Raw genomic sequence first — 22,745 nt, forward strand, 5'->3', positions numbered from 1 at the left:
GGCCGGACGGTCAGGTGAGTGCCGCGAAGAACTGGCGGATGTCCTCGACGAGCAGGTCGGGGGCGTCATGGGTGGCCCAGTGCCCGCCGCGGTCGTAGGTGTTCCAGGCGACGATGTTGTGGTGGTCGCGTTCGGCGAACCGGCGTACGGCGTGGAAGTCGAAGGCGAAGGCAGCCAGGCCGATCGGCACGGTGGTGGGCTCGGCGGTGCGGGCGGCACGGTGGTTCTCGTAGTAGAACCGGGCCGACGAGGCGGCGGTGTTGGTGAACCAGTACAGCGCCACATTGGTCAGGATGTCCTCGGGGCTGAGCGCGGTGCCGAACAGCTGACCGCTCCAGGCCAGCTGCCCCGCCGGGGAGTCGGCGAGCGCGTGGGCCAGGGTCTGTGGCTGGGCCTGCTGGGAGCGGTCGTGGATGGCGTGCTCCGAGAACGCCTGGCCGAACCGCAGGGCGCCGAAGTCCTCCCCGGTGAGCCCGTCGAACTCGCCCGCGTCGCCGCGCGGGAAGGAGAAGATCTGCGTGACGTGCACCCCGCTGACGTGCTCGCGGTCCAGCTCACCGAGCAACGGGGAGACGATGGCGCCGGCGTCGTTGCCGTGCGCGCCGTAGCGGTCGTAGCCCAGCCGCCGCATCAGCTCCGCCCACGCGGCGGCGGTCCGCCACGCGCTCCAGCCGTGCTCGCTCGTGGGCCCGGAGAAGGTGAAGCCGGGCAGCGACGGGATGACCACGTGGAAAGCCGGCGCCCCCGCCCGGCCGTACGTGGCCGGATCGGTCAACGGGCCCACCAGGCCCAGATACTCCACGAAGCTGTTGGGCCACCCGTGGGTCAGGATGAGCGGGACGGCGTCCGGCTGGGCCGAGCGGACGTGCACGAAGTGGATCCGCTGCCCGTCGATCTCGGTCGTGAACTGCGGGTACTCGTTCAGCTCGGCCTCCCGGGCCCGCCAGTCGAACGAGGTGCGCCAGCGCTCGACCAGGTCCCGGACGTACGAGCCCGGGACGCCGTACTCCCATCCGGCCGGGGCGGGGGTGCCCGAGCCACCGGCGACGACCTCCTGCTCGGGCAGCTCCTCGGCCCAGCGGGTACGGGCGAGCCGGTCGGCCAGGTCGTCGAGACCCGCTTGCGGTATCGCGATGCGGAACGGGGTGATGGTCGGATCGGGCACGGCGGTCGCCTCCCTGGGAACGTCTTCAGGCTGCATGAACGGTCACGTCGCGCTCGCTCAGCGGGTTGCCCGGCCATGTCCAGGGCCGCGAACGCCGGCTGCGGGTCGAGGACCCGGCCCCCGCCGGCCACCGTGCGCACGGCGGCGACCAGGTCCTCCGGCGAGGCGTCCGGACGCCGTCGCTCATGTCGGACCGCGGAAGCATACGAGCGCCCGCTGTCGCCGCGCTGACGTCCCGCTCACGCGGGTCGGCGGAAAATCCGATGGAACAGTGCCGGAGCGACAGACATGTACGGGGTGCCGGGCAGGACCTGACCGGGCCCACGCCGGCGCGTCAGCGCGGCGGAGCCGGGAGCCCTCGGGCGTCGCCGATCAGACGGTCCCCGCGGTTCGCCAGCGGGCGGCCAGGTCGGCCTGGCGGGCGGGGCGGCCCGGCAGGGTCGCCTCGGCGGGGGCGTGCAGAGCCTGCAGGAGCAGAGCGAGGTAACGATGACGCAGCGCGGCACCACCATCGGCGCCGGGGAGCTCGAGGACAGCGATCATCTCCAGCAGCAGCGTGACGTCGGCCTCGGAGATGTCGGCGCGGAGTTCACCCGAACGACGGACCCGCTGGAAGAGCGTCTCGGCCAGCTTGCCGGCCCGCACGGCGAGCGCCGTGAGCTCGGCCGTCGGGGTGAACGTGCCGGCCAGCCGCTGCGCCAGGGCCTGGCTCTGGCCGTCGACGACGCGTTCCAGGCAGGCGACGTAGGTGTCCCACGGCGCGCCGGTGGAGGCCAGGGCCGTCTCGAGATCGGCGATGTAGCGGTTGAGGCCGTCCTCGGCCAGTGCTCGCAGGAGGTGCTCCTTGCTGGGGTAGCGCCGGTACAGAGCGCTGATCCCCACCCCGGCGTGCACGGCGACCTTGGCGATCGGCGCTTCCGGGTCGGCCAGGAACACCGCCCGGGCGGCGTCGAGGATGCGCCCGTTGTTGCGCTGCGCCTCGGCCCGGCGGCCGCTCAGGGAGCTGCGGTTTTGTTCCTCGGCCATCAGCCGAGGCTAGCAGTGGATCAAGTGGCGCCGCTCTGCTAGCGTGCCGGGGGAGCAATACGTTCCGTTCCGTTTAACCGACGGGGGCCAGAATTGCTGACCGACATCGATCTGGCGCATCTGCGCCGCTGCGTCGAGCTGGCGCGCGAGGCGCTCGACGCGGGCGACGACCCGTTCGGGTCCGTGCTGGTCGGACCCGAGGGAGAGGTGCTGCGCGAGGAACGCAACCGCGCCGGCGCCGGGGACGAGACCCGGCACCCGGAGTTCGACCTGGCCCGGTGGGCAGCCACGGAGGTGCCCGCGGCGACCCGGCCCGGCTGCACCGTCTACACCTCGGGTGAGCACTGCCCGATGTGCGCGGCGGCCCACGCGTGGGTCGGGCTCGGCCGCATCGTCTATGCGGTCTCGTCGGCTCAGCTCACCGAGTGGCGCACCGGCTGGGGGCTCGCTCCCGGACCCGTACGCGTGCTCCCCGTCGAAGCGGTCACCACGGGCGTCCTGGTCGCCGGGCCGGCCGACGACCTGCTCGACGTCATGCGCGAGCTGCACCACCGGGCCGCGATGAGGAGTGCGACGGCATGACGGTCCGCCAGCTCCGCCTCGTGGTGCACGCGGAGGACTACGAGCAGGCGGTGACCTTCTTCCGCGACGCACTCGGGATGCCGGTCGCGGAGTCCTACTCCGGTGGCGGCGGCGCCGAGGTGACCATCCTGGACGCGGGCCGGGCCACCCTGGAGCTGTCGAACACCGCGCAGATCGAGCTCATCGACCGGGTCGAGGTCGGGCGACGGGTCGCACCCCGGTTCCGGCTGGCGCTCGAGGTCGAGGACTGCGAGTCGGCCACCCGCACCGCCGTCGCCGCCGGGGCCACGCCGGTCGCGCCACCGACGCGTACGCCGTGGGACTCGCTCAATGCCCGGATGGACGCGCCCGGGACGATCCACCTGACCCTGTTCGAGGAGCCGACGGACCCGGGTCCCGCTTGAGGGGGGCCGGTGACAGCTGTCATCCATGTCCGCGTCCTGGGCACCCTGGAGATCCGGCGGGACGGCGCGCTCGTCGTCGTCTCCGCGGCGAAGCTCCGGATCATCCTGGCCTCGCTGGTGCTGCACGCGGGCCGCGTCGTGCCGGTCAGCGCCCTGATCGACCGGCTGTGGGACCACGAGCCACCGGCTGAGGCGCGCGCGGCCCTGCAGACGTACGTCGCCCGGCTGCGCCGGCAGTTGGGCGCGGACGTCGCCATCCACACGCGCAGCGGCGGGTACGTCATCGAACTGCCACCGGGCTCCTGCGACCGGCAAGAGCTCGACGAGTTGCTGGAGAGCGCACGGACGGCCCTGGATCGCGGCGACCGGGCCGCCGCGCTCGAGTCGTTGCGGGCGGCGAACGCGCTGTGGTGTGGTCCGATCCTGTCCGACGTGGAGTCGGCGGTCCTGCATCGCGAGGAGGTGCCGCAGCTTCAGGAGCGGTGCCTCGAGGTGGCCGAACGCCGGTTCGCGCTGGAACTGGCACTCGGGCATCACCGGGCGGTCGTCGAGGAGCTGCGAGCGCTCGTCGGGGCGTACCCGTTCCAGGAAGGTTTGCGGGCCCTGCTGATGCAGGCGCTCTACCGGTCGGGCCGGCAGGCCGAGGCCCTGAAGGTCTACCGCGACGTCGCGGCGCTGCTGCGCACCGAGCTGGGTCTGGATCCGGGCCCCGAGCTGCGCGCTGTGCACCAGGCGATCCTGCTCGGTGAATCGGTCGACGCCTCCGACCGGGCCGCGCCGGGCCCGGCAACACTGTGCCAGCTGCCGCCGGCGATCGGCGACTTCGTCGGCCGGGCCGACCAGGCGGCGACGATCGCCGGCTCGCTGGCCACCGGCGGCGAGCCGGCCCGGATGCCGATCGTGGTGGTGTGCGGGGTGGCCGGTGTGGGCAAGTCCGCGCTCGCCGTGCAGGTAGCGCACCGCGTACGGGACCGTTTCCCGGACGGTCAGCTCTATGTCAACCTCGGCGGTGGCGGCGCGGCCCCCCGGGATGTCTGCGAGGTTCTCGGCGAGCTGCTGTACGCGCTCGGACTGTTCCCGGACGCTCAGCCGCGCTCGGCACCGGCGCGGGCGGCGACGTTCCGGGCGCGGGTGGCCGACCGCCGGGTCCTGATCGTGCTCGACGACGCCGCCGGGGCCGGACAGGTGGCACCGCTGCTGCCCGGAACCGCCGGCTCAGCCGTCCTCATCACCAGCCGGCGGTCACTGCACGAGCTGCCCGCCGCCGAGCACCACCGCCTGCGGCCGTTCTCGGTGGCGGAAGGGGTGTCGCTGCTCGCCGAGATCCTCGATCCGGACCGCGTCGCCGCCGAGCGGCCGGCAGCGGAGGAACTGGTGGATCTGTGCGGCCGCCTCCCCCTCGCGGTGCGCATCATCGGCGCCCGGCTGCAGCCCCGGCCCACCCTGCACCTGAGCGCGCTGGCGGATCGGCTGCGCGACGAGCGCCGGCGCCTCGACGAGCTGACCGTGGGCGAGCTGGCGGTCCGCTCCGAACTGGCGGTCGGCTACGGCGGGCTGGCCGCCCCCGTCCAGCTGGCGCTGCGCCGGATGGGTCTGCTGCCCGCCGAGCCCTTCGCCGCCTGGACCCTCGGCGCGGTCCTCGACGGCGGCGACGGCGAACGCGCCGCCGAGCAGCTCATGGCGGCCGGGCTGCTGGACCCGGTCGGCCTGGACCCGACCGGCCAGCTGCGGTACCGGCCGCACGACCTGGTCGCACTGTTCGCCCGGGAGCTGGCCTGCGGCGAGGACCGGGAGGTGACCCGGGACGCGTACCGGCGGCTGCTGGACACGTTCCTGGTTCTGGCGCACGACGTGCACGTGCGGGTGGACCGCAAGGACGGGCTGCCGCCCGACCCGCTGCCGGACAGCATCGCCGCGGCACCGGTGGACCTCGCCGCCCTCACCGCCGACCCGGGCGCGTGGCTGCAGACCGAGCGGGCTCAACTGCTGTACGCCATCACGCAGGCGTGCGTGCTGGGCAGCTACGACAAGGCAGCGCTGCTGGCCGACCTGACCATCCCGCCGCTGTCCGTCCGCGGCGGCTACGACCAGATCGTCCAGGCCCGGGCGGCCGTCCGGGACGCCGCCCGGGCGGCCGGGGACGAGCGGGTGGCCAGCCGCCAGGCCAGCAGCCGGGCGGATGTCCTGCTGTCGCTCTGCCTCGACGAGGCCGCCGCGGAGTTCGAGGGATCGGTCGCCGTGTTCCGCCGCCTGGGACTGCGCCACGAACTCGTCCACAGCCTCACCGGCCTCGCGTTCGCCCGGATGTTCCAGGGGCGGCCGGCCCTCGCGCACGCGGAGGAGGCGACCGCGATCGCGTACGCGACCGGCGACCCGGACGACATCGTGCTGGCGCTGCGCACCCACGCCGACACACTGGTCCTGCAGGACCGGCCGGCCGAGGCGCTGCCGCTGCTGGAGCGGGCGCTGGCCCACACGCAGGCTCTGTGGAACAACGACAGCCATCGCGCCCTGCTGGTCCGCAAGCTGGACTGCGCGATCACCCTCGGGCGGCTGGACCTGGCCGACGCGACGTACGCCCAGGCCCGCGAGGTGACCGACGCGGTCAACAACGCCCACGGCATCGGGTGGCTGCTCGTGCACCACAGCCGGTTGCGGCGCGCGCGCGGCGACCTGCCCGCCGCCATGAGGGAGGCGCGCGAGGCGTTACGGCGCATGGTCGAGGCGGGCGACCCCCGCGGGGTGTTCCTGGCCAATCTGCGGTTGGCCGAAGCACTGCTGGCCGGCGGGGACTCCCCCGGCGCCGCCGCCGTGCTGCGCACTCTGCTGTCCACGTCGGACGTGGCGTCGGTTCCCCTGCTCCGGGCGAAGGCGGAGGCCCTGCTCGGGCAGGCGTCGTCAGCCGGCCCCGACGACGATGTCGCAGGTGGCGCCGGGTGACAGGAACGCGGTGAGGCATTCGGCCTCGGCCAGCAGGGACTCGCGCTCGGCGTACGGGATCGGGATGAAGGGGTTGATCCGCAGAACCCGGCGGTGGAGCTGCCAGGTCCCCTGCCACCGGCCGTCGATGAGGACCGTGCCGGTGGAGCCGGCACGTCCCCATCGGGAAGTGCCGGCCGCGCTCGTGCTCGGTCCAGTGCGCGCCGGCCGGCGCCGGGATCAGCTTGCGGACCGTCTCGTCCGAGCCGAAGACCGCGAACCCCTGCGGTACGCCGGGCGGACTGCCCCACTCCGACGAGTGCGCCTGGTCGTAGAGGGTGTGCGCGGCACCGGCCCCGGAGCCGGTGAACCAGTACAGGCTGACCGTGGTGAGCAGCTGGTCCCGGTCGATCGGCAGGTCGGTCCACTCCTCGAACTTCTCGGCGATCCAGGCGAGCTGGAGCACCGGTGAGTCGGTCAGGCCGTACCCGATGGTCTGCGGGCGGCTGTTCATGATCGAGAGATAGCCGGAGCCCTCCGTCGGGAACGCGTCCATCCGGTCCTTGATGAGCTTGTCGGCCGGGTCGTCCGGGTCGAGCCGCCCGGCCATACCCGGGATGAACGTCGCGGTCGCGGCGGCCGTCCACGGGTCCGTCACGACGTGCAGGCCGAGCACGTGCTCGCCGACGAGGCCGGCCAGCAGGCCCGAGATGCCGGCCCCGACATCACCGCCGTGGACGCCGTAGCGCGGGTAGCCGAGCCGCCGCATCAGCTCGGCCCAGGCCCGGGCGGTGCGGGCCATGGTCCAGCCGGTGCCGGCCAGCGGGGTGGAGAACGCGTAGCCCGGCAGCGACGGGATCACCAGGTGGAAGTCCTCCGCGAGCGGCCCGATCAGCGCGAGGAACGCGGCGACGCTGCTCGGGTAGCCGTGCGTGATCAGCAGTGGGGTGGCGTCGGCCCGCTCCGACCGGACGTGCAGGAAGTGGATGCGCTGGCCGTCGATCTCCGTGGTGAACTGCGGGAACGCGTTGAGCCGGGCCTCCTGGGCCCGCCAGTCGAACCCGCCGCGCCAGTGGTCGGCGAGCTCGCGGAGGCGGCCCAGGGGGATGCCGCGGGTCCACCCGGTACCGGGGAGCTCGGCGGGCCAGCGCGCGGCGGCCAGCCGGCGGTGCAGTTCGTCGAGGTCGGCGTCAGGGATCGCGACCAGCGCCGAGCTGGCCGGCCGGCTCGGCGTCACCACCCGTACGGTGCGCAACGACGTGGAACGACTGCGGGCGCTGGGATATCCGGTGAACGCCCGGCCGGGAGTGGCCGGCGGTCACCGGCTGGGTTCCGGTGGGGCGCTGCCCCCGCTGCTGCTCGACGACGACGAGGTGGTCGCGGTCGCGGTGGGGTTGCGTACGGCCGCGAGCGTCACCGGGATCGGGGAGACGTCGGTGCGCGCCCTGGCCAAGCTCCACCAGATCCTGCCGTCGCGGCTCCGGCACCGGATCAGCGCCTTCCAGGCCGCGACGGTGGCGATGCCGTCCTCGGGTCCCGTTGTCGACCCGGACGTGCTGACCACCATCGCCGGCGCCTGCCGGGACCATCACCGGCTGGCCTTCGACTACCGGACGCACGCGGGGTCCGCGGCGCGGCGGTCGGTGGAGCCCTATCGGCTGGTCCACCACCGGGGCCGGTGGTATCTGGTGGCCTGGGATTTGGACCGCGACGACTGGCGCACGTTCCGGGTGGACCGGATGGACCCCCGTACGCCGGCCGGGCCACGCTTCACGCCGCGGTCGCTGCCGCCCGACCAGGTGCTCATGGGCCCGGATCTCCCGCGGGGTGGGCGAGGCGACCTGGCGGTACCGCGCTCGCGTGGTCGTCGAGGCGTCGGCGGAGCACGTCCGCAGCCGCCTGCCCATCCCGGTGGACGTGGAGGAGCTCGGCGTCCAGCGGTGCGCCTTCTCCCCGGGCGCGGACAACCCCGAGATGCTCGCGCTGTATCTGGGCCTGCTCGACGCCGACTTCACGGTGACCGACGCGCCCGAACTGGTGGCTGTCCTGAGCAAGCCGGCCGGGCGCTACCAGCGTGCCGCGGCCGCCGGCTAGGTCATCCGGGCGGCGAGGATCAGGTACACAGCCGCGGTCCACGTGTACGCCCGATCGCGCAGCCCGGCCCCCGTACCGGCGTCGAAGTTCTCCGCGAAGCCCGACGTCTCGCACAGCGCGCGGAAGCGGCTGCTGATGTCGTCGGCCAGCTCGTCGTGCCCCGCCCGCCGCAGGCCGTCCTCGATCAGCATGGTGGCGGGAGCCCAGATGGGGCCGCGCCAGTATCCGTCCGCGGCGTACCGGGGCGAGTCGAGCGGCTCGGTGGCCAGTCCGTGCGGAGTGAGGTGGGCCTTGAGGCCCGCGGCCAGGGCCGCGCGGATCTCCGCCGGCAGGTCGGCGCCGAGGGCGATGGGCATGAGCGCGAGCAGGCTGGTGCTGCTGGAGGTTTCACCGGTACGGGGATCACGGGCCAGGAACCGGCTGCCGTCCCACAGGGTCGACAGCAACGCGGTCTGCAGCTGCTCCGCGGTGGCCGTCCAGTGCTCCGCCGCCCCGGCGTCATCGAGCTCGGTGGCGAGGGTGCTCAGCTCCCGCAACTGGATGATCAGGAACGCCGTGAGGTCGGCGGTCTCCAGCACGCGGCCCGCGTCGAACGTGGTCGCGTTGTCCCAGCCGCTGTCGTTGCCGTGCTGGTAGTGCGGCAGCGGATGGCCGGGCACCCGGCGCTGGGTGAGCCAGAACGTGGTCCAGTGGCTCAGCCGCCGGTAGGTCTGCGCCAGCTGCTCCCGGTCGAGCGGCTCGGGCAGCTCCTGCCGCAGGCGGCGCAACGCCCAGCCGTGGATGGGCGGTTTGACGAAGTTGTACAGCACCTCGGAGTGGGTCACCGAGTCCGGCAGCGCACCGGTCGGATCCTGGTGGTCGAACGGGATGTGGAACTGGTCCCAGGCCAGCCCGGGGTCGCCGGCAGCCAGCGCGAGCGCGGTGAAGCAGTGGTCCCAGCTCCACACCTTGTCCATCCAGTGCTTCGACATCAGCACGGCCGGGCGGCCGAGGAACCCGCCGGGCGCCACGGTGGCCGACCACAACACGTACGTCGCGAGTTCGGCGGCCGGGGTGCGGGCGTCGCGCCACGGGGCGACGGCCTCGACGTACCGGCCGAACCTGTCAGCGGTGTCGCGGGCCACCTCGTCGAAGGTCGCGGCCGGGCGGTAGGGGTCGCGGCTGGTCGCGTACTCCTCGATGGCCAGCTCCCAGGCCGGGCCGCCGGGCAGGTCCAGGTGCCGGTCGCCGGTGCCGAGCAGCTCGGCGCCGGCGACGGCCGGGTCGCCGGAGAGCACCGTGATCCGGTACCGGTGGCCGGTGGCATAGGAGGTGAACACGTACGCGCCGTCCCGCGGATCGCGGTACAGGTAGGTGCCGGAGAACGGCGTCAGGGACGCTGCCGCGACCGCGATGCGCAGGCCCAGCCCGGTGCCGCGCACCCTGATCGTGTCGGCGTTCTCGTAGACCAGGTCGACGTGGCCGGACGGATGTTCCCAGCGCAGCCGGGACGGGGTGGCCGAGACCGGCGCGTCGACGCGCTCCCCCGCGCTCATGGCCTCGAACCGCAGCACCGCGTGCATCCCGGACCGGTGGGAGACCAGGTGCAGGTCTTCGGCGTATGTCGTCTCGGCGATGACCGGGGAGATGTCGAACCAGGACTCCCGGTGGCTGAACGGGATGTCCCGGACGGAAAAGGTGGTGACCACGGACATAAGAGCCTTTCGCCGGTGTTCGCTCAGTCTTTGACCGCACCGGCGGTGACGCCGGCGGCCACATAACGCTGAGCCAGGATGAGCAGCACGGTGGCGGGAACGGAGGCGACCACCGCGGTGGCCATGATCGCGTTCCATTGCTGGTTGTTGTTGCCGATGTAGTGGTAGATGCCGAGCGTGATGGGCTGATGGGTGCCGCCGCCGTCGAGGGTCGCGGCGAACACGAAGTCCGACCAGGCCCACAGGAAGGCGAACAGGCTCACGGTGACGGTCGCGTTGCGGCTGACCGGCAGGATCACCGAGCGGAACGTGCGCCACCGGGAGGCCCCGTCGATCATCGCGGCGTCGGTGAGCTCGGCCGGGATGCCGGCCATGAAGGCGGCGAAGATGAGCACCCCGAACGGGACGGCGATGGTCGAGTCGGCCAGGATCAGCCCCGCGACCGAGTTCAGCACGCCGGCGCGCAGGTAGATGGCGTAGAAGCCCATCGCCATGATGATGCCGGGGATCATCTGGGCGATCAGCAGGACGAAGCTGAGCGCACCGCCGCCCCGGGGACGCAGCTTGGCCAGCGAGTATCCGGCCGGCGCGGACAACGCGAGCGTCACGGCCACCGTGCCCGACCCGATCAGCAGGCTGGTGCCCAGGTACGGCAGCTGCTGGTCCAGGACCGCGCGGTAGCCCTCCAGAGTGCCGCCGAACGGGAACAGGTGCGGCGGGTCGGCGCGCATGTCGATGTCCCGGGTGAAGGACACGTTGATCATCCAGTAGACCGGGAACAGCATGACGGCGGTCAGCCCGAGGCCGGCGACCGTCTTCAGTGCTCTGCTCATGCCGCCTGCCTGCGTTGCATCCGGATGTGAATCAGGCCGCACACCAGCGCCATCACGATCAGCAGGTTGCCGACCGCCGCGCCCGGGCCGAACCGGGGCAGCGCGCTGCCGAAGCCCAGCCGGTACGACCAGGTGGCGAAGGTGGCGGAGGCGTCGGCCGGACCACCCCGGGTCATGATCCAGATGATGTCGAAGACCTTCAGCGTGTAGACGAGGCCGAGCAGGATCGTGATGGCCGAGACGGGACGCAGCAGCGGGAACGTGACCCGCCAGAAGCGCTGCCAGCCGGAGGCGCCGTCCAGCGCGGCGGCCTCGTGGATCTCGGCCGGGACCGCCTGCAGACCGCTGTAGAGCACCACCAGGTTGAACGGGACACCGATCCAGATGTTGGCGATGATCACGCTGACCAGCGCCCACCGCGGGTCGGTCAGCCAGTTCACCGGTTCGGCCCCGGCCACCCCCAGGGCGGCGTTGACGATCCCGGAATCGCTGTTGAGCATCCAGGACCAGCTCGAGGCCGAGACGATCAACGGCAACAGCCACGGTACGAGGAACAGGGCGCGCAGCGTCGCGGAAAGCGGGAAGTGCTGGCGGAAGAACAGGGCCAGCGCCATGCCGATCGAGAACTGGAACACCAGGCACACGACGGTGAAGACGACAGTGTGCGTCAGCGCGGGCAGGAACGTCGGGTCGGCCGCCACCGTGCGGTAGTTGTCCAGCCCGCTGAAGGGCGCCCCGCCCTGCACGAAGGACCGCACGGTGTAGGCGCGCAGGCTCAGATCGAGGTTGCGGTAGAGCGGGTAGGCGTAGAACGCCCCGAGGTAGATCACGACCGGCGCGGCGAACGCCCACGCCCACCACTGCTCCGCCCTGCCCCGGCGCCATGTCACTTGGTGGCCGTGGTAGCGGTGGCCTGGGCCGCCTTCAGCGCGTCCTGCGGGGACTTGCTCCCGCTCAGTGCGGCCTGGAACGCGCCCCACATCGGCTCGGAGATCTTCGGGTACTTCGTGCCGAGGTTGTCGCTCGTGCGGCCCTTGGCCGCGTTGACCGCCTCGACCCAGACCTTCAGCTGCGGGGTCTGGCTGACCTGCTTGTCCTGCACGGCGCTGGTGGCCCCGATGTAGGACAGCGTGGTGTCCGTGGTGTACGCGTTCTCGGCGCTGGTCAGGCAGGCGATGAGCTTGGCCGCGACGGCGTACCGGCCGGTGTCGTTCTGCACGGGTGCGGTGACGAACTCGCCGCCGGTGGGCGCCGGTGCGGTTCCGCCCGCGCTGGACGGGATGGGGATGATCCCGTACGCGAAGCCGGCCTTCTCGGCGTTGGCCAGCTGCCACGTGCCGTTCTCGGCGAAGGCGTAGTCGCCACTGGCGAACTCCTGCCAGCTGGTGGTCTGGGTGTTGTTGATGACGGAGTTGGGGGCGTAGCCCTGCTTCAGCCAGCCGGTCCAGAGGGTGAGGGCGGCGACGGCCTGCGGCGAGTCCAGCTGGGTCAGGTTCGCGCCGGAGCCCCAGAACCAGGGCAGGAACTGGAAGCTGCCCTCCTCGGTGCCGATGGCCGAGAACGTGATGCCCTTCTTGCCGGCCGCCTTGACCTTCTGCAGCGCCGCGGTCAGTCCGGCCCAGTCCTTGATCGTGGCCGGGTCGACCTTCGCCGCGTCCAGGACCTTCTTGTTGTAGTACAGGGCGAGGGTGTTGGCCCCGATCGGCATCCCGTACGTCTGGCCGCCGACCTGCCCGGCGGCCAGCAGATTGGGCTCGGCCGCCGAAGTGTCGATCCTGGTGTCCGCCGTGGTGGTCAGCACGCCCGCCTCGGCCAGCGTCGACACCACCGGGTTGTCGACGATCAGGACGTCCGGCGAGTTGCCCTGCTGCGCGGCCAGCAGCGCCTTGTTGGTCAGGTCGGTGGTGTCCAGACCGGTGCGCTTGATCGTCACGCCGGCGCCGGTGCCGCAGGCCGTCAGCAGCTTCACCCAGTCCGACGCGGTGTCGAACTGCGGGTAGGGGTCCCAGATCGTGTACTCCTTCGCCGACGCGCCGGACGACGGGGAGCCGGAGTCGGAGCAGGCGCCGGCGAGCGCGGTCAGGGTCAGGGCGAGCAACGCGCAGCCGGCGGCCCGGCGGCTGAGGGGCGAGGTTCTCATGTCGGACAACTCCTGAATGCGGCAACGGGAAGCGACAGGCATTCGAATCGGTTCGACTACTCGGTTCGCCGAACAGTAGGACTCCGTTGCGGCACGGTCAACACCTCCGCGGGGCGGTATTGTCGCTTTCTGAACCATCCAGGCCATCGCCTCGGCATCCTATTGACATCGCTGGATGTCGCTGCCTAGCGTCAGCCGCGAACCGATTCGACAGCGATAGGATCAAGTGCTCATGAACATCGGGGAGATCGCGCGACGGGCCGGGGTGTCCCGCAGCACCGTGTCGTACGCGCTGAGCGGGCGCCGATCGGTGAGCACGGAGACCAAGCAGCGGATCCAGGCCGTCATCGACGAGCTCGGTTACCGGCCCAACGCCGCCGCCCGGGCCCTCAAGGAGGGCCGGACCCGTACCCTCGGGCTGGTCATCCCGCCGGCCAGCCTGCGCCTGACCGACATGCAGCTCGGCTTCGTCGCCAGCGTCGTCGAGGCCGCGGCCCACGCCGACCTGGACGTGCTGCTGTCGCCGTCCGGCGGCGACCACGACCGCTCGTTCGAACGCCTGATCTCCGGCCGCCGGGTCGACGGGGTCATCCTCATGGAGATCCGGCTGGAGGACGAACGCGTCACCACGCTCCAGCAGCGAGGGCTCCCGTTCGTCACCATCGGCCACACCGCCCACCCGCACGGCACCTGCTGGGTCGACGTCGACTACGCCGCGCTCGTGGCCCGCTGCGTGCACCACCTGGCCGACCTCGGCCACCGCACCATCGCCCTGCTCAACCGGTCGGCCGAACTGGTCGCCGCCGGGTACGGCCCGGCCCACCGGGCCCAGGCGGGCTTCGCCGAGGCCGTCCGGCAGCGCGGCCTGACCGGGATCGAGCAGCCGTGCGCCGACGACCCGGCCGCCGGCGAGGAATGGTTCGAGCAGCTGCGCGAACGCCACCCGGAAGTCACCGCCGTCACGACCATCAACGAGGCGGCCCTGCCCGGCCTCCAGCGCGGCATCGAGCGACTGAACGTCGCCGTCCCGCGGGATCTGTCCATCGCCGGGGTCGCCGCCCGGCACTGGGCCGAGGGCTTCCGCCCCCAGCTCACCGCCGCTGACGTCCCCACCCTCGAGATGGGCTCGCACGCCGTCGAACTGCTGCTCGAACGGATCGCCGCGCCCGGCAGCCCGCCGCGTCACCTGCTGCTCGCGCCGCCCATCTCGCTGCGTGACAGCACCGGACCCGCCCGCACCAGCTGAACCGTCCGCTCCCCCGGGACGAGCCGCCGGCTCCTCCCGTGATCCCTGCTGCCCTTCTCCCCTCGGAGGCACCGTGAGACCCGCATCCCCTGCGCGTACCCGCATCGGCCGGATCCTGGCCGGTGCGCTGGCCGCCGCCGGCGTTCTCGCCGCACCGGCCCCGGCCCGCGCCGACGACCAGAGCATCAGCGTGAACTTCGCCGCCACCGGGAGCGCGCCGACCTACCGGGCGTCCGGCTGGATCTACGGCATGACCGAGAACGGCGCCGCACCCCCCGACCACTTCTTCACCGACATCAAGTACCAGGCCATGCGGGCCGGCGGCGCTCAGCTGCCGGGCAGCGGATGGGTCGGCGGCGCGTACGACCGCCGGTGGAACGCCACCCGGGCACAGATGCTGCGCACCCGGGCCCTGGGCGGCACGTTCGTCCTGCTCCCGCACGACCTGTGGGGTGCCGACGGCGCCGCCATCTCCCGCTTCCCCGGCGACAACGGTGACTGGTCCGACTACAACGCCTTCCTCACCCGGGTGATCAACGACGTGAAGGCCACCGGCGTCCCGGTCGAGTGGGACATCTGGAACGAACCCAACATCACCCTGTTCTGGAACCGGCCGCAGGCGCAGTACCTGGAGCTGTGGCGGCGCACCTACCAGCGGCTGCGGGCCGAGATGCCGGGCACCCTGATCGTCGGCCCGAGCCTGGCCGGGGTCCCCACGACCAACGGCGCCTGGTGGAACCAGTACCTGGACTACGTCAAGGCCAACAACGCGGTGCCGGACATCATCAGCTGGCACGCCCTGCCCAGCGACCCGGTGGCCAACGTCGCCGCGGCCGACACCACTCTCGGCTCGCGCGGCATACCGCACAGCCGGCCGTACCAGATCAACGAGTACGGCGCGTCGGACGAACAGAACCCCGGCGACGGCGCCTGGTACATCACCCGGCTCGAACGCGCGGGGGCCGACGGCCTGCGGGCCAACTGGGCCAGCGGCGGCAACCTGCACAACGACCTGGGCAACCTGCTCGTCCACAACTCCGCCGGCCAGTACCAGCCCAAGGGCGAGTGGTGGGTCTACCGCTTCTACGCCGCGCAGACCGGCACCGCCGTCGCCACCACACCGTCCGCCGGCTACGACGCGTACGCCACCAAGGCGGGCGGCAACGCCAAGGTGCTCGTCGGCGGCGGCCGGACGACCGGAGCCGTCACCGTGAACCTGCAGAGCCTGAACGCCACCAGCGGCGTCGTGGTCAACAACCAGGTCCGCGTCCAGGTCCAGCGCATCCCGCACAACAACGGCGGCGCGGTCGCCGGCCCGACCACCGTGCAGGACCGGGTCGTCACCCTCACCAACAACGCGACGGCGGTGACGATCGCCAACAACACCGTCACCGACGCGTACACGATCACCGTGCTGCCGCCGACCGACACCACGTTCCGGACTGTCGCCGTGGCGCAACACAGCGGGCAGTGCCTGGACAACACCGACCTGCGTACCACCGACGGCAACCAGCAGCAGCAGTTTCCGTGCGAGGGAGGCGACCAGCAGCAGTGGGTCTTCACCCCGGTGGCCGGCGTCGCGGACACGTACACCGTCGTCAACCAGCAGAGCGGCAAATGCCTTGACGTCAGCGGCGTGTCAACCGCCGACGGGGCCGCCGTGCAGCAGTGGACCTGCCTCAGCGGCGGGCTGAACCAGCAGTTCACCCTGCGGCGGGTGAGCTACGCGGGCAACGACGCGCACGACTATCAGCTCGTGGTCCGGCACAGCGGCAAGTGCGTGGACGTCAGCGGTGTGTCCACCGCGGCGCGTGCCGTCGTCCACCAGTGGACCTGCAAGCCCGTGGGGCAGGCGAGCCCGCTCAACCAGACCTGGCGGCTGCTCGGCCGGTAGCCCCGTCGCTCGTCGCCGCCGGGCCGGCGGACGCTCCCCGGAGCGGTCCGCGCGGGCCGGCGGCACAGGCGCGCCTCAGGAACGTGCGGCTCCATCCAGGAGGTCGGGGAAGGTTCCGAACGGCCCGACCGGGCCGCTGGACATCGTCAGCTGGAGGACCCCGGTGGGGATCTTCGGGAACGGCGGTTGCGAAGGTGGTCCGGCGGTCATGCCCAGGGTGATGTGCGGGCGGTAGTCCCGGTCCACCAAGCCCAACGGCGGATGGCCGAGGCCCAGGAACTCCTGGTGCAAGGCGTCCAGCTCCGGACTCCGCACCATCTCCAGGCCGAAGTAGTAGCCGCCGGCCGGGACGTAGTAGTCGCCGGGAGGAACCACCGAGTACAGCAGGCCGATGATGGTCGCCGGGAAGATCCGGCCCCGATGGGATGCGGTCGCCGCGACGACCCCGTCCGTCTGGTCTTCGGCGCAGTCCATGTGCAGGACCGAGAGATGCGGGGGTGCTTCCTCCCCGAGCAGCATGAGCGGCTCGTGACCGTCCCCGATCAGGTGCGACAGCTCGATCAGCGACCGCGAGGTTTCCGCGTCCGGCCGCAGCACCACTCCGTAAGCCACAAGATCACGCCCTTCCCCTCTGGGCACCGAAACGACCATTGTGACAGCGGTACGGGAGGCCACGATCAACCTCGTGGACTGGCAGCACGCCAACGACGGCAGAATCGGCTTCACTGCCGGTCCGGCCCTGCGGTGCAGTGTTTCGACGGAGGCCTACGTCGAGGCGGTGCACACGCTCGACCGCGAGCTGATGACCGCCATGCACCAGCGGATCCAGGAGCTTCGACGCCGCGGCGGACCACCCGGCGTCGATCTTGACCTCGACACGCTGTCGCAGGAACACCAGGACCGTGCACAGTGGCTCACCAGGGCCCTCGACCGCACACCGGCGACCGACTGGGCCGCTGTTCGTCAAGGCGCCCGCCACCTCGTCGGTCGTTGACTCAGGGCGCGTACGCGGTCACCGTCGACCCGGTCCGGCCGTACAGCCGGCCGTTGGCCACCATCGGTGCGTCCTGCAGTGCCGAGGTTGTCGCGTCCAGCGTGATCGGTTTTCCGGTACGCGTCTCGAACGCCGCCAGCGGGTGACCGGTGTCCCGCCAGCCGTACACCACTCCCCCGCCGATCGCGAACGTGATGGGGGCGTCCTCGGCGAAGGTGGCGGTCCAGACCCTGTGGCCGTCCTTCGCGTCGACGGCGATCAGCTCGTTCGCGAAGGTGTGCAGGTAGATCCGCTCGCCGTCGGTGGCGAAGCCGGAGGTCGCGCCGTGGCTCGGGAAGGTCTTCCGCACGACGCCGGTGGCCGCGTCGACGCTGCGGATCAGCCCGTCCGGGTCGCACCGCATGTAGAACGTCGCGCCGTCGGGTGACGCGCCGATCGGGGTGTGACAACCCGCGCCGGCCGGCCACACCGCTTTGCCGGTCGTGATGTCGATCGCGGTGGTCGAGTCGTCGCCGGCCACCAGGATCCTGCCGCCGGCGGCCACCGTCTCGCCGGCGATCGAGCCCTGCCGCGCCCACACCCGCGAGCCGTCGGCGATGCGGTACGCCCGGATGCCGTACTTGCTGATCGGCGCGTCCCACACGCCTCCGACCACGATGCCCTTGTCGACGAGCACGCCGTACATGGTCTCCGGGATCCGCTTGTTGTAGAGGACCTTGCCGGTGGTCACGTCGTGGGCGGTCAGGAAGGTCTTGCCGGACCGGCAGTCCCGGGACTGGGCGACGAGCCTGCTCCCCACGATCGCGGCGAGGCTGATGCTCGTCTTCCGGGTGGTGGCCGGCGTCCGCCAGACCAGTGCGCCCGTGGTCGCGTCATGACCGCTGATCCGGTACGCCGCCGCGGTGATCAGCCGATTCGCGCCGACCAGGGGCGCGGCCGGGGCAGCGCACTTCGCGGTGGCCAGCGGGACGTTCCAGCGCGGCTTGACCTTGCCCGCGGTGGCCGGAGTCAGCCGGGTCTCGCCCGGGTTGTAGTAGTCGCCGGTCGCGTGGGCCGCGGCCTGTCCCCAGGCGTCGGGGGTCGTCGCGGCGGCCGGATCCGATACCGGGAGCTGGCCGGCGGCGCTGATCGCGGCGATCACAGCGACCGCCAGGTAACGACGTTTCACGACATCTCCTCGGCCCGGGACAAGAAGATCACCGTAGGAGAAATGTCCCGGATGGACGGCTTCCCGGCGCCTCGCTCACCCGGTCGAGCGACCTCCGACTCTCCGGAAGTTTCGGGACATCAAGATCCACCATCAGCAACTTCTGATTGACAGCTCCCGATATTTGACTGAGGCTTACCGGGTCGAAACAAGGAGGAAACCTCGTGAGTAGCGTATCTGGACGGGCCGGAAGTAGACCGAAACTTGCGGCGATGGGCGCGGCGGTTCTTCTGGTCGGTGGCGTCGTGACCGTGCAGTCCACCGGCACTGCTGAGGCAGCCGCCGGCACCCTGCGGGCCGCCGCCGCCGAGGCCGGCCTGTTCTTCGGCGCCGCCGCGGGTCCCGGCAAACTGAACTCCTTCTTCTCCAGCGAGTTCGGCCAGCTCACCCCCGAGAACGACATGAAGCCGGACGCCATCGCCAACGCGAACGGCACGCTGCGCAACACCGGCAACGCGGACACGCTGGTCAACTTCGCGCAGTCCAACAACATGGTGGTACGCGGCCACACCATGGTCTGGTACTCGCAGGCCGGGCAGTTGCAGGGCGCCAACCAGTCGACGCTGAACACGTACATCGGCAACGCGCTGACCCGCTGGGGCAGCAAGATCGCCTACTGGGACGTCGTGAACGAGTCGCTGGCCGACAACAACGCCGGGACGCGCCGCGGCCAGTGGCCGCACACCCTGGACCGCGACGCCAACGGCGACGGCGACTACTTCGACGCGACCGACACCGACTACATCCGGGACTCCTTCACCCGGGCCAAGCAGGTCGTCCAGCAGAACGGGCTGAGCACGAAGCTCTGCATCAACGACTACGACGTCGAGGGCCTGACGGTCCAGGGCGGCGGGCGCAACAGGAAGTCCGACGCGCTGTACGACATCGTCCGGGCGTACACCCAGGGGTCGAGCAAGCTGATCGACTGCGTCGGGTTCCAGAGCCACTTCAACGACAACCCGAACAGCATCATCACCGCCGACCTGCAGGCCAACATCCAGCGCTTCGCCGACCTCGGCGTCGAGGTGCACCTCAGCGAGCTGGACATCGACGACGACCTCAGCAACAACGACATCGGCCAGGGACAGGCGGAGAACTACCGCAAAGTCGTGCGGGCCTGCCTGAACGTCGCGCGGTGCACGGGCATCACGGTCTGGGGCATCTCCGACAGCGAGTCGTGGCGCGCCTCCGAGCGTGGCCTGCTGTTCACCGGGAGCAACGGCAACTACCAGAAGAAGGCCGCCTACACGGCCGTCCTCGAAGAGCTCAACAAGGGCCGGGGCACCACCACCCCGCCGAGCTCACCGCCGGTCTCCTCACCGCCGGTCTCGCCGTCGGTGCCCCCGGTCTCGCCGTCGGCCTCGGCCAGCTCGCCCCCGGTCCCGGCCGGATGCACGGCCGCGGTGTCGCTCAACTCCTGGAACGGCGGGTTCGTCGCCACCGTGCGCGTCACCGCCGGATCCGCGCCGATCAACGGCTGGACCGTCGGCCTGACCCTGCCCAGCGGCGCGACCGTGACCAGCGGCTGGAACGCGACCACGGCCGGCACCACCGGCGCCGTGCAGTTCTCCAACGTCGGTTACAACGGGCAGGTCGCCGCCGGACAGTCGGTGGAATTCGGCTTCCAGGGCACCGGCAGCGCCGTCGGCGCCTCGCCCACCTGCACCGCCTCGTGAGCTGATCCGACGCCCGGGCCGCCCTCGAACGGGCCGGCCCGGGCGTCGGCGATCGGGTCGAGCTCGCCCGCGCGACCGGTGACCGCCGGCGTGTCCGGCGGCACGACCCGGCGGGCCCGCTCCACCGGTTACCTCGGTCCTCCGAAAATCGTCATGTCCATGACGGAACGCGCCGGGGGAAGGTATGGACATGACCGGATCGAACGCGCACGAAGCCGTCGCGCGGGCCTTCGAAGCGCAGCGCGAGCGACTGGTCGCCGTGGCCTACCGCATGCTCGGATCCCGGGCCGACGCCGAGGACGCGGTACAGGAGGCCTGGCTGCGGCTGGCCCGCCAGGAGCCGGCCGCGATCGACAACCTCCCCGGCTGGCTGACCACCGTGGTCGGCCGGGTCTGCATCGACGTCCTGCGCTCCCGCAGAGCTCGGCCCGAGGCGCCCTCCGACCAGTTGCCCGAGCTGATCGTGGCCGCGGATCCGGGCGACACGCCCGAGGACACCGCGCTGCTCACCGATTCGGTCGGGTCGGCGCTGATGGTGGTGCTCGACACGCTCCGCCCGGCCGAGCGGCTCGCCTTCGTCCTGCACCACATGTTCGCGGTGCCGTTCCAGGACATCGCCCCGATCGTCGGCCGGTCCCCCGACGCCACGAAGATGCTCGCCCATCGGGCCCGTCGCAAGCTGCAGGACAGGCCCCGTGCCGCCGACGCGCCGAGGAGACAGCGTGCGGTGGTCGACGCGTTCATCGCGGCATCCCGGGACGGCGATTTCGACGGGCTGCTGCGGGTGCTGGACCCCGACGTGACGTGGCGCGCGTACACCGGGCGCGGGGTTGTCGTCAGACGGGGCGCGACCGAGGTCGCGGCCCGGGCCCGGCACGGGGTCAAGGCACAGGTGAGCACCTACCCGGTGCTGGTCAACGGCGAGCCGGGCTTCGTGGTGTCGGACCGCACAGGAAGGCCGCTGGGCGTCATGGCGTGCACGGTGGCCGGCGGTCGCATCATCGAGATGGTGTCCGTCACCGACCCTGAGCGTCTTGCGTCCATGGACCTGCCGGGGTCGGCCGGGGCAGGTTGACGCCGGCGAGCCGGACCGGGTCCGTCACCGACTCCATCTCGGCGATCCGCCCGCCGACGACCGTGCAGGCCATGACGGTGCGCAGCCGGCCGCCGGGCGTCCAGGCCGCGACCCCGAATCCGTCGTTCACCCGCACCCGGCGTGCGGTGCCGCGGGCCCGTCCGGCCCGCTGCACCCTGGCGGCCACCTCCGTGGAACCGCTTCTGACGACCAGGCCGCGTGCCGTGTGCTCCCGCCAGGTCACGTCCGGGTCGAGCACGTGGAGCAGACCCTCGAAGTCGCCCCGGCTCGTCGCGGCCATGAAGGCGTCGACCACGGCGCGCTGCTCCCGGGGATCGGCGGCCGGCCGGGGCGGCGCCTGCACCTTGCGGCGGGCCCGCCAGGCGAGCATCTTGGCGGCGTCACCCGACGTACCGACGATCTCCCCGATCTCCTCGAACGGCACCGCGAAAACGTCGTGCAGCACGAAGGCCAAGCGCTCAGCCGGGCCGAGGGTGTCCAGGACCACCATCAGCGCCAGACCGACCGACTCGGCCACCAGCGCGTCCTGCTCCGGTCCGGCGCCGGGATCCTCGGTCACGACCAGCTCGGGCAGTTCGTCGTCGTAGGGGGCCTCCGGCCGGATCCGGCGTGAGCGCAGCATGTCGACGCAGACCCGGCCGACGACCGTGGTCAGCCAGCCGGCGAGGTTGTCGATGGCGTCCGGTCCCTGGCGGGCCAGCCGCAGCCAGGCCTCCTGCACCGCGTCCTCGGCATCCGTACGGGATCCGAGGATCCGGTGCGCCACGGCCACCAACCGTCCGCGCTGCTGCTCGAACGCGCGGGCCAGGGGCCCGTCCGGACCCGTACCGGTCATGGTCCTCGCCTTCCTCTCGACGGTTCGCGTCATGGACATGACGCGAACCGGGAGGCAGAAGTAACCGACGGAAAAGCCCCCGGGTCACGCACCCGGTGCGGCGAGCCAGTCCTCGAAGGTGGTGGGGGTGATCTCGGCGTCCGGGCCGGGCAGCAGGACATCACCCGCCATCGACTGGTCGAACACGCCGTTGTGCCAGGTCGGCACGAGACGGACCGCCTTGCCCTGGGCCGTGTGCGTGCGCCGGGCCATGTCGACCAGGTCCTGGGTGTCGGGGCCGGCGATGTCACGGTGCCTTCCCTGCGGCTGTCCGACGGCGACCCGCGCCAGCACGTCGGCCACGTCCTCGGGCGCGATCGGCTGCAGCAGCAGGGGCGGGATCATGGCCACCCCGTCCTGCTCGAACCAGGACGCGAGCATGGCCGGGAAATCGTGGAACTGGGTCGCGGGGACGATGGTGAACGGGATCGGACCGGCCTCCACGGCGGCCTCCTGCGCCCGCTTGCCCGCGTAGTGCGCGTTGCCCTCGACCTTGTGCACGCCCACGATGCTCAGCGTCACGTGATGCCGTACGCCGGCCCGTTCTTCGGCCTCCAGCAGGTTCCTGGTGGTCGCCGTGAAGAAGCCGACCGTCTCGGCCCGGTCAGGGGCGGTGCTGCTCAAGGTGTCGACCACCGCGTCCACGCCGGCCAAGGCCGAGTCCAGTCCGCTCCCGGTCCGGACGTCCACCCCTTCCGTGCGGCTGATCCGCCGGACCTCGTGCCCGTCGCGTTCGAGGGCGGCCACCGTCAGCGAACCGATCCGGCCGGTTGCTCCGGCCACTGCTACACGCATCGTTCTTCCCTCCGCTGGTGTTGTGACCACTGGTCGATTCCGGTCGAGGAAACGTGACAGCTGGTGACCGGCGACACATCCTGGTCGGCCTGTGACGATTCTTCCG

Annotated in this window: 21 protein-coding genes and 3 pseudogenes; 12 read left to right on the forward strand and 12 right to left on the reverse strand. The window is 71.7% G+C overall.

Annotation, left to right across the window (positions count from 1 at the left end; all coding sequences use genetic code 11):
• Window positions 1-10 precede the first annotated feature (10 nt).
• Both ACWEOZ_RS27425 and ACWEOZ_RS27430 read right to left on the reverse strand, forming a co-directional pair.
• On the reverse strand, window positions 11-1,165 hold the full coding sequence (locus tag ACWEOZ_RS27425; protein ID WP_451913539.1) for an epoxide hydrolase family protein: 1,155 nt from the start codon (window positions 1,163-1,165) through the stop codon (window positions 11-13).
• 372 nt (window positions 1,166-1,537) lie between these two features.
• Entirely contained in the window at window positions 1,538-2,191 is a 654-nt protein-coding gene (locus ACWEOZ_RS27430) for a TetR/AcrR family transcriptional regulator (RefSeq protein WP_451913540.1), read from the reverse strand.
• Window positions 2,192-2,284: 93 nt separating this feature from the next.
• Here ACWEOZ_RS27430 and ACWEOZ_RS27435 point away from each other — a divergent pair, with 93 nt between their 5' ends.
• The 4 genes from ACWEOZ_RS27435 (at window position 2,285) to ACWEOZ_RS27450 (ending at window position 6,623) form a co-directional block, all read left to right on the forward strand.
• Entirely contained in the window at window positions 2,285-2,773 is a 489-nt protein-coding gene (locus ACWEOZ_RS27435; protein WP_451913541.1) for a nucleoside deaminase, read from the forward strand.
• Complete coding sequence (locus ACWEOZ_RS27440) at window positions 2,770-3,177, forward strand: VOC family protein (RefSeq protein ID WP_451913542.1); 408 nt, start codon at window positions 2,770-2,772, stop codon at window positions 3,175-3,177. The genes ACWEOZ_RS27435 and ACWEOZ_RS27440 overlap by 4 nt, the downstream gene beginning before the upstream one ends.
• A gap of 9 nt (window positions 3,178-3,186) precedes the next feature.
• Window positions 3,187-6,117: a BTAD domain-containing putative transcriptional regulator gene (locus ACWEOZ_RS27445; protein WP_451913543.1), complete on the forward strand. Its 2,931-nt coding sequence runs from the start codon at window positions 3,187-3,189 to the stop codon at window positions 6,115-6,117.
• A gap of 368 nt (window positions 6,118-6,485) precedes the next feature.
• Window positions 6,486-6,623, forward strand: coding sequence for a hypothetical protein (locus ACWEOZ_RS27450; RefSeq protein WP_451913626.1), 138 nt, complete (start codon window positions 6,486-6,488; stop codon window positions 6,621-6,623).
• 134 nt (window positions 6,624-6,757) lie between these two features.
• Here ACWEOZ_RS27450 and ACWEOZ_RS27455 read toward each other — a convergent pair.
• Window positions 6,758-7,270 (reverse strand): annotated as a pseudogene (locus ACWEOZ_RS27455) (epoxide hydrolase family protein); the annotation flags it as partial.
• Between ACWEOZ_RS27455 and ACWEOZ_RS27460 the strand changes: the two are divergent.
• A pseudogene (locus ACWEOZ_RS27460) lies at window positions 7,203-7,361 on the forward strand (hypothetical protein); the annotation flags it as partial. The pseudogenes ACWEOZ_RS27455 and ACWEOZ_RS27460 overlap by 68 nt on opposite strands.
• A gap of 53 nt (window positions 7,362-7,414) precedes the next feature.
• Here ACWEOZ_RS27460 and ACWEOZ_RS27465 read toward each other — a convergent pair.
• Window positions 7,415-7,663: a hypothetical protein gene (locus ACWEOZ_RS27465; RefSeq protein ID WP_451913544.1), complete on the reverse strand. Its 249-nt coding sequence runs from the start codon at window positions 7,661-7,663 to the stop codon at window positions 7,415-7,417.
• A 43-nt stretch (window positions 7,664-7,706) separates the two neighbouring features.
• Between ACWEOZ_RS27465 and ACWEOZ_RS27470 the strand changes: the two are divergent.
• Both ACWEOZ_RS27470 and ACWEOZ_RS27475 read left to right on the forward strand, forming a co-directional pair.
• Window positions 7,707-7,781, forward strand: a pseudogene (locus ACWEOZ_RS27470) (WYL domain-containing protein); the annotation flags it as partial.
• 175 nt (window positions 7,782-7,956) lie between these two features.
• Complete coding sequence (locus ACWEOZ_RS27475; RefSeq protein ID WP_451913545.1) at window positions 7,957-8,190, forward strand: hypothetical protein; 234 nt, start codon at window positions 7,957-7,959, stop codon at window positions 8,188-8,190.
• Here ACWEOZ_RS27475 and ACWEOZ_RS27480 read toward each other — a convergent pair.
• From ACWEOZ_RS27480 to ACWEOZ_RS27495, 4 genes are read right to left on the reverse strand one after another with little or no spacing between them, the layout of a single operon-like run.
• On the reverse strand, window positions 8,187-9,884 hold the full coding sequence (locus ACWEOZ_RS27480) for an amylo-alpha-1,6-glucosidase (protein ID WP_451913546.1): 1,698 nt from the start codon (window positions 9,882-9,884) through the stop codon (window positions 8,187-8,189). The genes ACWEOZ_RS27475 and ACWEOZ_RS27480 overlap by 4 nt on opposite strands.
• Window positions 9,885-9,907: 23 nt before the next feature.
• Entirely contained in the window at window positions 9,908-10,717 is an 810-nt protein-coding gene (locus tag ACWEOZ_RS27485; protein ID WP_451913547.1) for a carbohydrate ABC transporter permease, read from the reverse strand.
• Window positions 10,714-11,607, reverse strand: a complete 894-nt coding sequence (locus tag ACWEOZ_RS27490; protein ID WP_451913548.1) for a carbohydrate ABC transporter permease — start codon at window positions 11,605-11,607, stop codon at window positions 10,714-10,716. The genes ACWEOZ_RS27485 and ACWEOZ_RS27490 overlap by 4 nt, the downstream gene beginning before the upstream one ends.
• Window positions 11,604-12,857: a sugar ABC transporter substrate-binding protein gene (locus ACWEOZ_RS27495; protein WP_451913549.1), complete on the reverse strand. Its 1,254-nt coding sequence runs from the start codon at window positions 12,855-12,857 to the stop codon at window positions 11,604-11,606. The genes ACWEOZ_RS27490 and ACWEOZ_RS27495 overlap by 4 nt, the downstream gene beginning before the upstream one ends.
• A gap of 232 nt (window positions 12,858-13,089) precedes the next feature.
• On the opposite strand from ACWEOZ_RS27495, the gene ACWEOZ_RS27500 reads away from it, so the two are divergent.
• Complete coding sequence (locus ACWEOZ_RS27500; RefSeq protein WP_451913550.1) at window positions 13,090-14,103, forward strand: LacI family DNA-binding transcriptional regulator; 1,014 nt, start codon at window positions 13,090-13,092, stop codon at window positions 14,101-14,103.
• Between the two features lie 73 nt (window positions 14,104-14,176).
• On the forward strand, window positions 14,177-15,997 hold the full coding sequence (locus ACWEOZ_RS27505) for an RICIN domain-containing protein (RefSeq protein WP_451913551.1): 1,821 nt from the start codon (window positions 14,177-14,179) through the stop codon (window positions 15,995-15,997).
• Window positions 15,998-16,072: 75 nt separating this feature from the next.
• Here ACWEOZ_RS27505 and ACWEOZ_RS27510 read toward each other — a convergent pair whose 3' ends face one another.
• On the reverse strand, window positions 16,073-16,609 hold the full coding sequence (locus ACWEOZ_RS27510; protein WP_451913552.1) for a hypothetical protein: 537 nt from the start codon (window positions 16,607-16,609) through the stop codon (window positions 16,073-16,075).
• A 40-nt stretch (window positions 16,610-16,649) separates the two neighbouring features.
• Here ACWEOZ_RS27510 and ACWEOZ_RS27515 point away from each other — a divergent pair, with 40 nt between their 5' ends.
• The gene (locus tag ACWEOZ_RS27515) at window positions 16,650-16,991 is read left to right on the forward strand and encodes a DUF5984 family protein (protein WP_451913553.1); all 342 of its coding nucleotides are present in this window, start codon (window positions 16,650-16,652) and stop codon (window positions 16,989-16,991) included.
• 1 nt (window position 16,992) lies between these two features.
• Here the strand turns inward: ACWEOZ_RS27515 and ACWEOZ_RS27520 are convergent, their stop codons facing one another.
• Window positions 16,993-18,159, reverse strand: coding sequence for an outer membrane protein assembly factor BamB family protein (locus ACWEOZ_RS27520; protein WP_451913554.1), 1,167 nt, complete (start codon window positions 18,157-18,159; stop codon window positions 16,993-16,995).
• 251 nt (window positions 18,160-18,410) lie between these two features.
• Here ACWEOZ_RS27520 and ACWEOZ_RS27525 point away from each other — a divergent pair, with 251 nt between their 5' ends.
• Window positions 18,411-19,874, forward strand: a complete 1,464-nt coding sequence (locus ACWEOZ_RS27525; RefSeq protein WP_451913555.1) for an endo-1,4-beta-xylanase — start codon at window positions 18,411-18,413, stop codon at window positions 19,872-19,874.
• A 190-nt stretch (window positions 19,875-20,064) separates the two neighbouring features.
• A complete protein-coding gene (locus ACWEOZ_RS27530) occupies window positions 20,065-20,949 on the forward strand; it encodes a sigma-70 family RNA polymerase sigma factor (RefSeq protein WP_451913556.1) in 885 nt (294 codons plus the stop codon).
• On the opposite strand, the gene ACWEOZ_RS27535 is transcribed toward ACWEOZ_RS27530, so the two are convergent.
• Window positions 20,891-21,805 (reverse strand): sigma-70 family RNA polymerase sigma factor, encoded by a 915-nt coding sequence (locus ACWEOZ_RS27535; RefSeq protein ID WP_451913557.1) that lies wholly within the window; start codon window positions 21,803-21,805, stop codon window positions 20,891-20,893. The two genes, ACWEOZ_RS27530 and ACWEOZ_RS27535, sit on opposite strands and share 59 nt — an antisense overlap.
• Window positions 21,806-21,889: 84 nt before the next feature.
• Window positions 21,890-22,639: an SDR family oxidoreductase gene (locus ACWEOZ_RS27540; protein ID WP_451913558.1), complete on the reverse strand. Its 750-nt coding sequence runs from the start codon at window positions 22,637-22,639 to the stop codon at window positions 21,890-21,892.
• Window positions 22,640-22,745 lie beyond the last annotated feature (106 nt).

The sequence above is a fragment of the Actinoplanes sp. NPDC004185 genome (genome assembly GCF_053603475.1).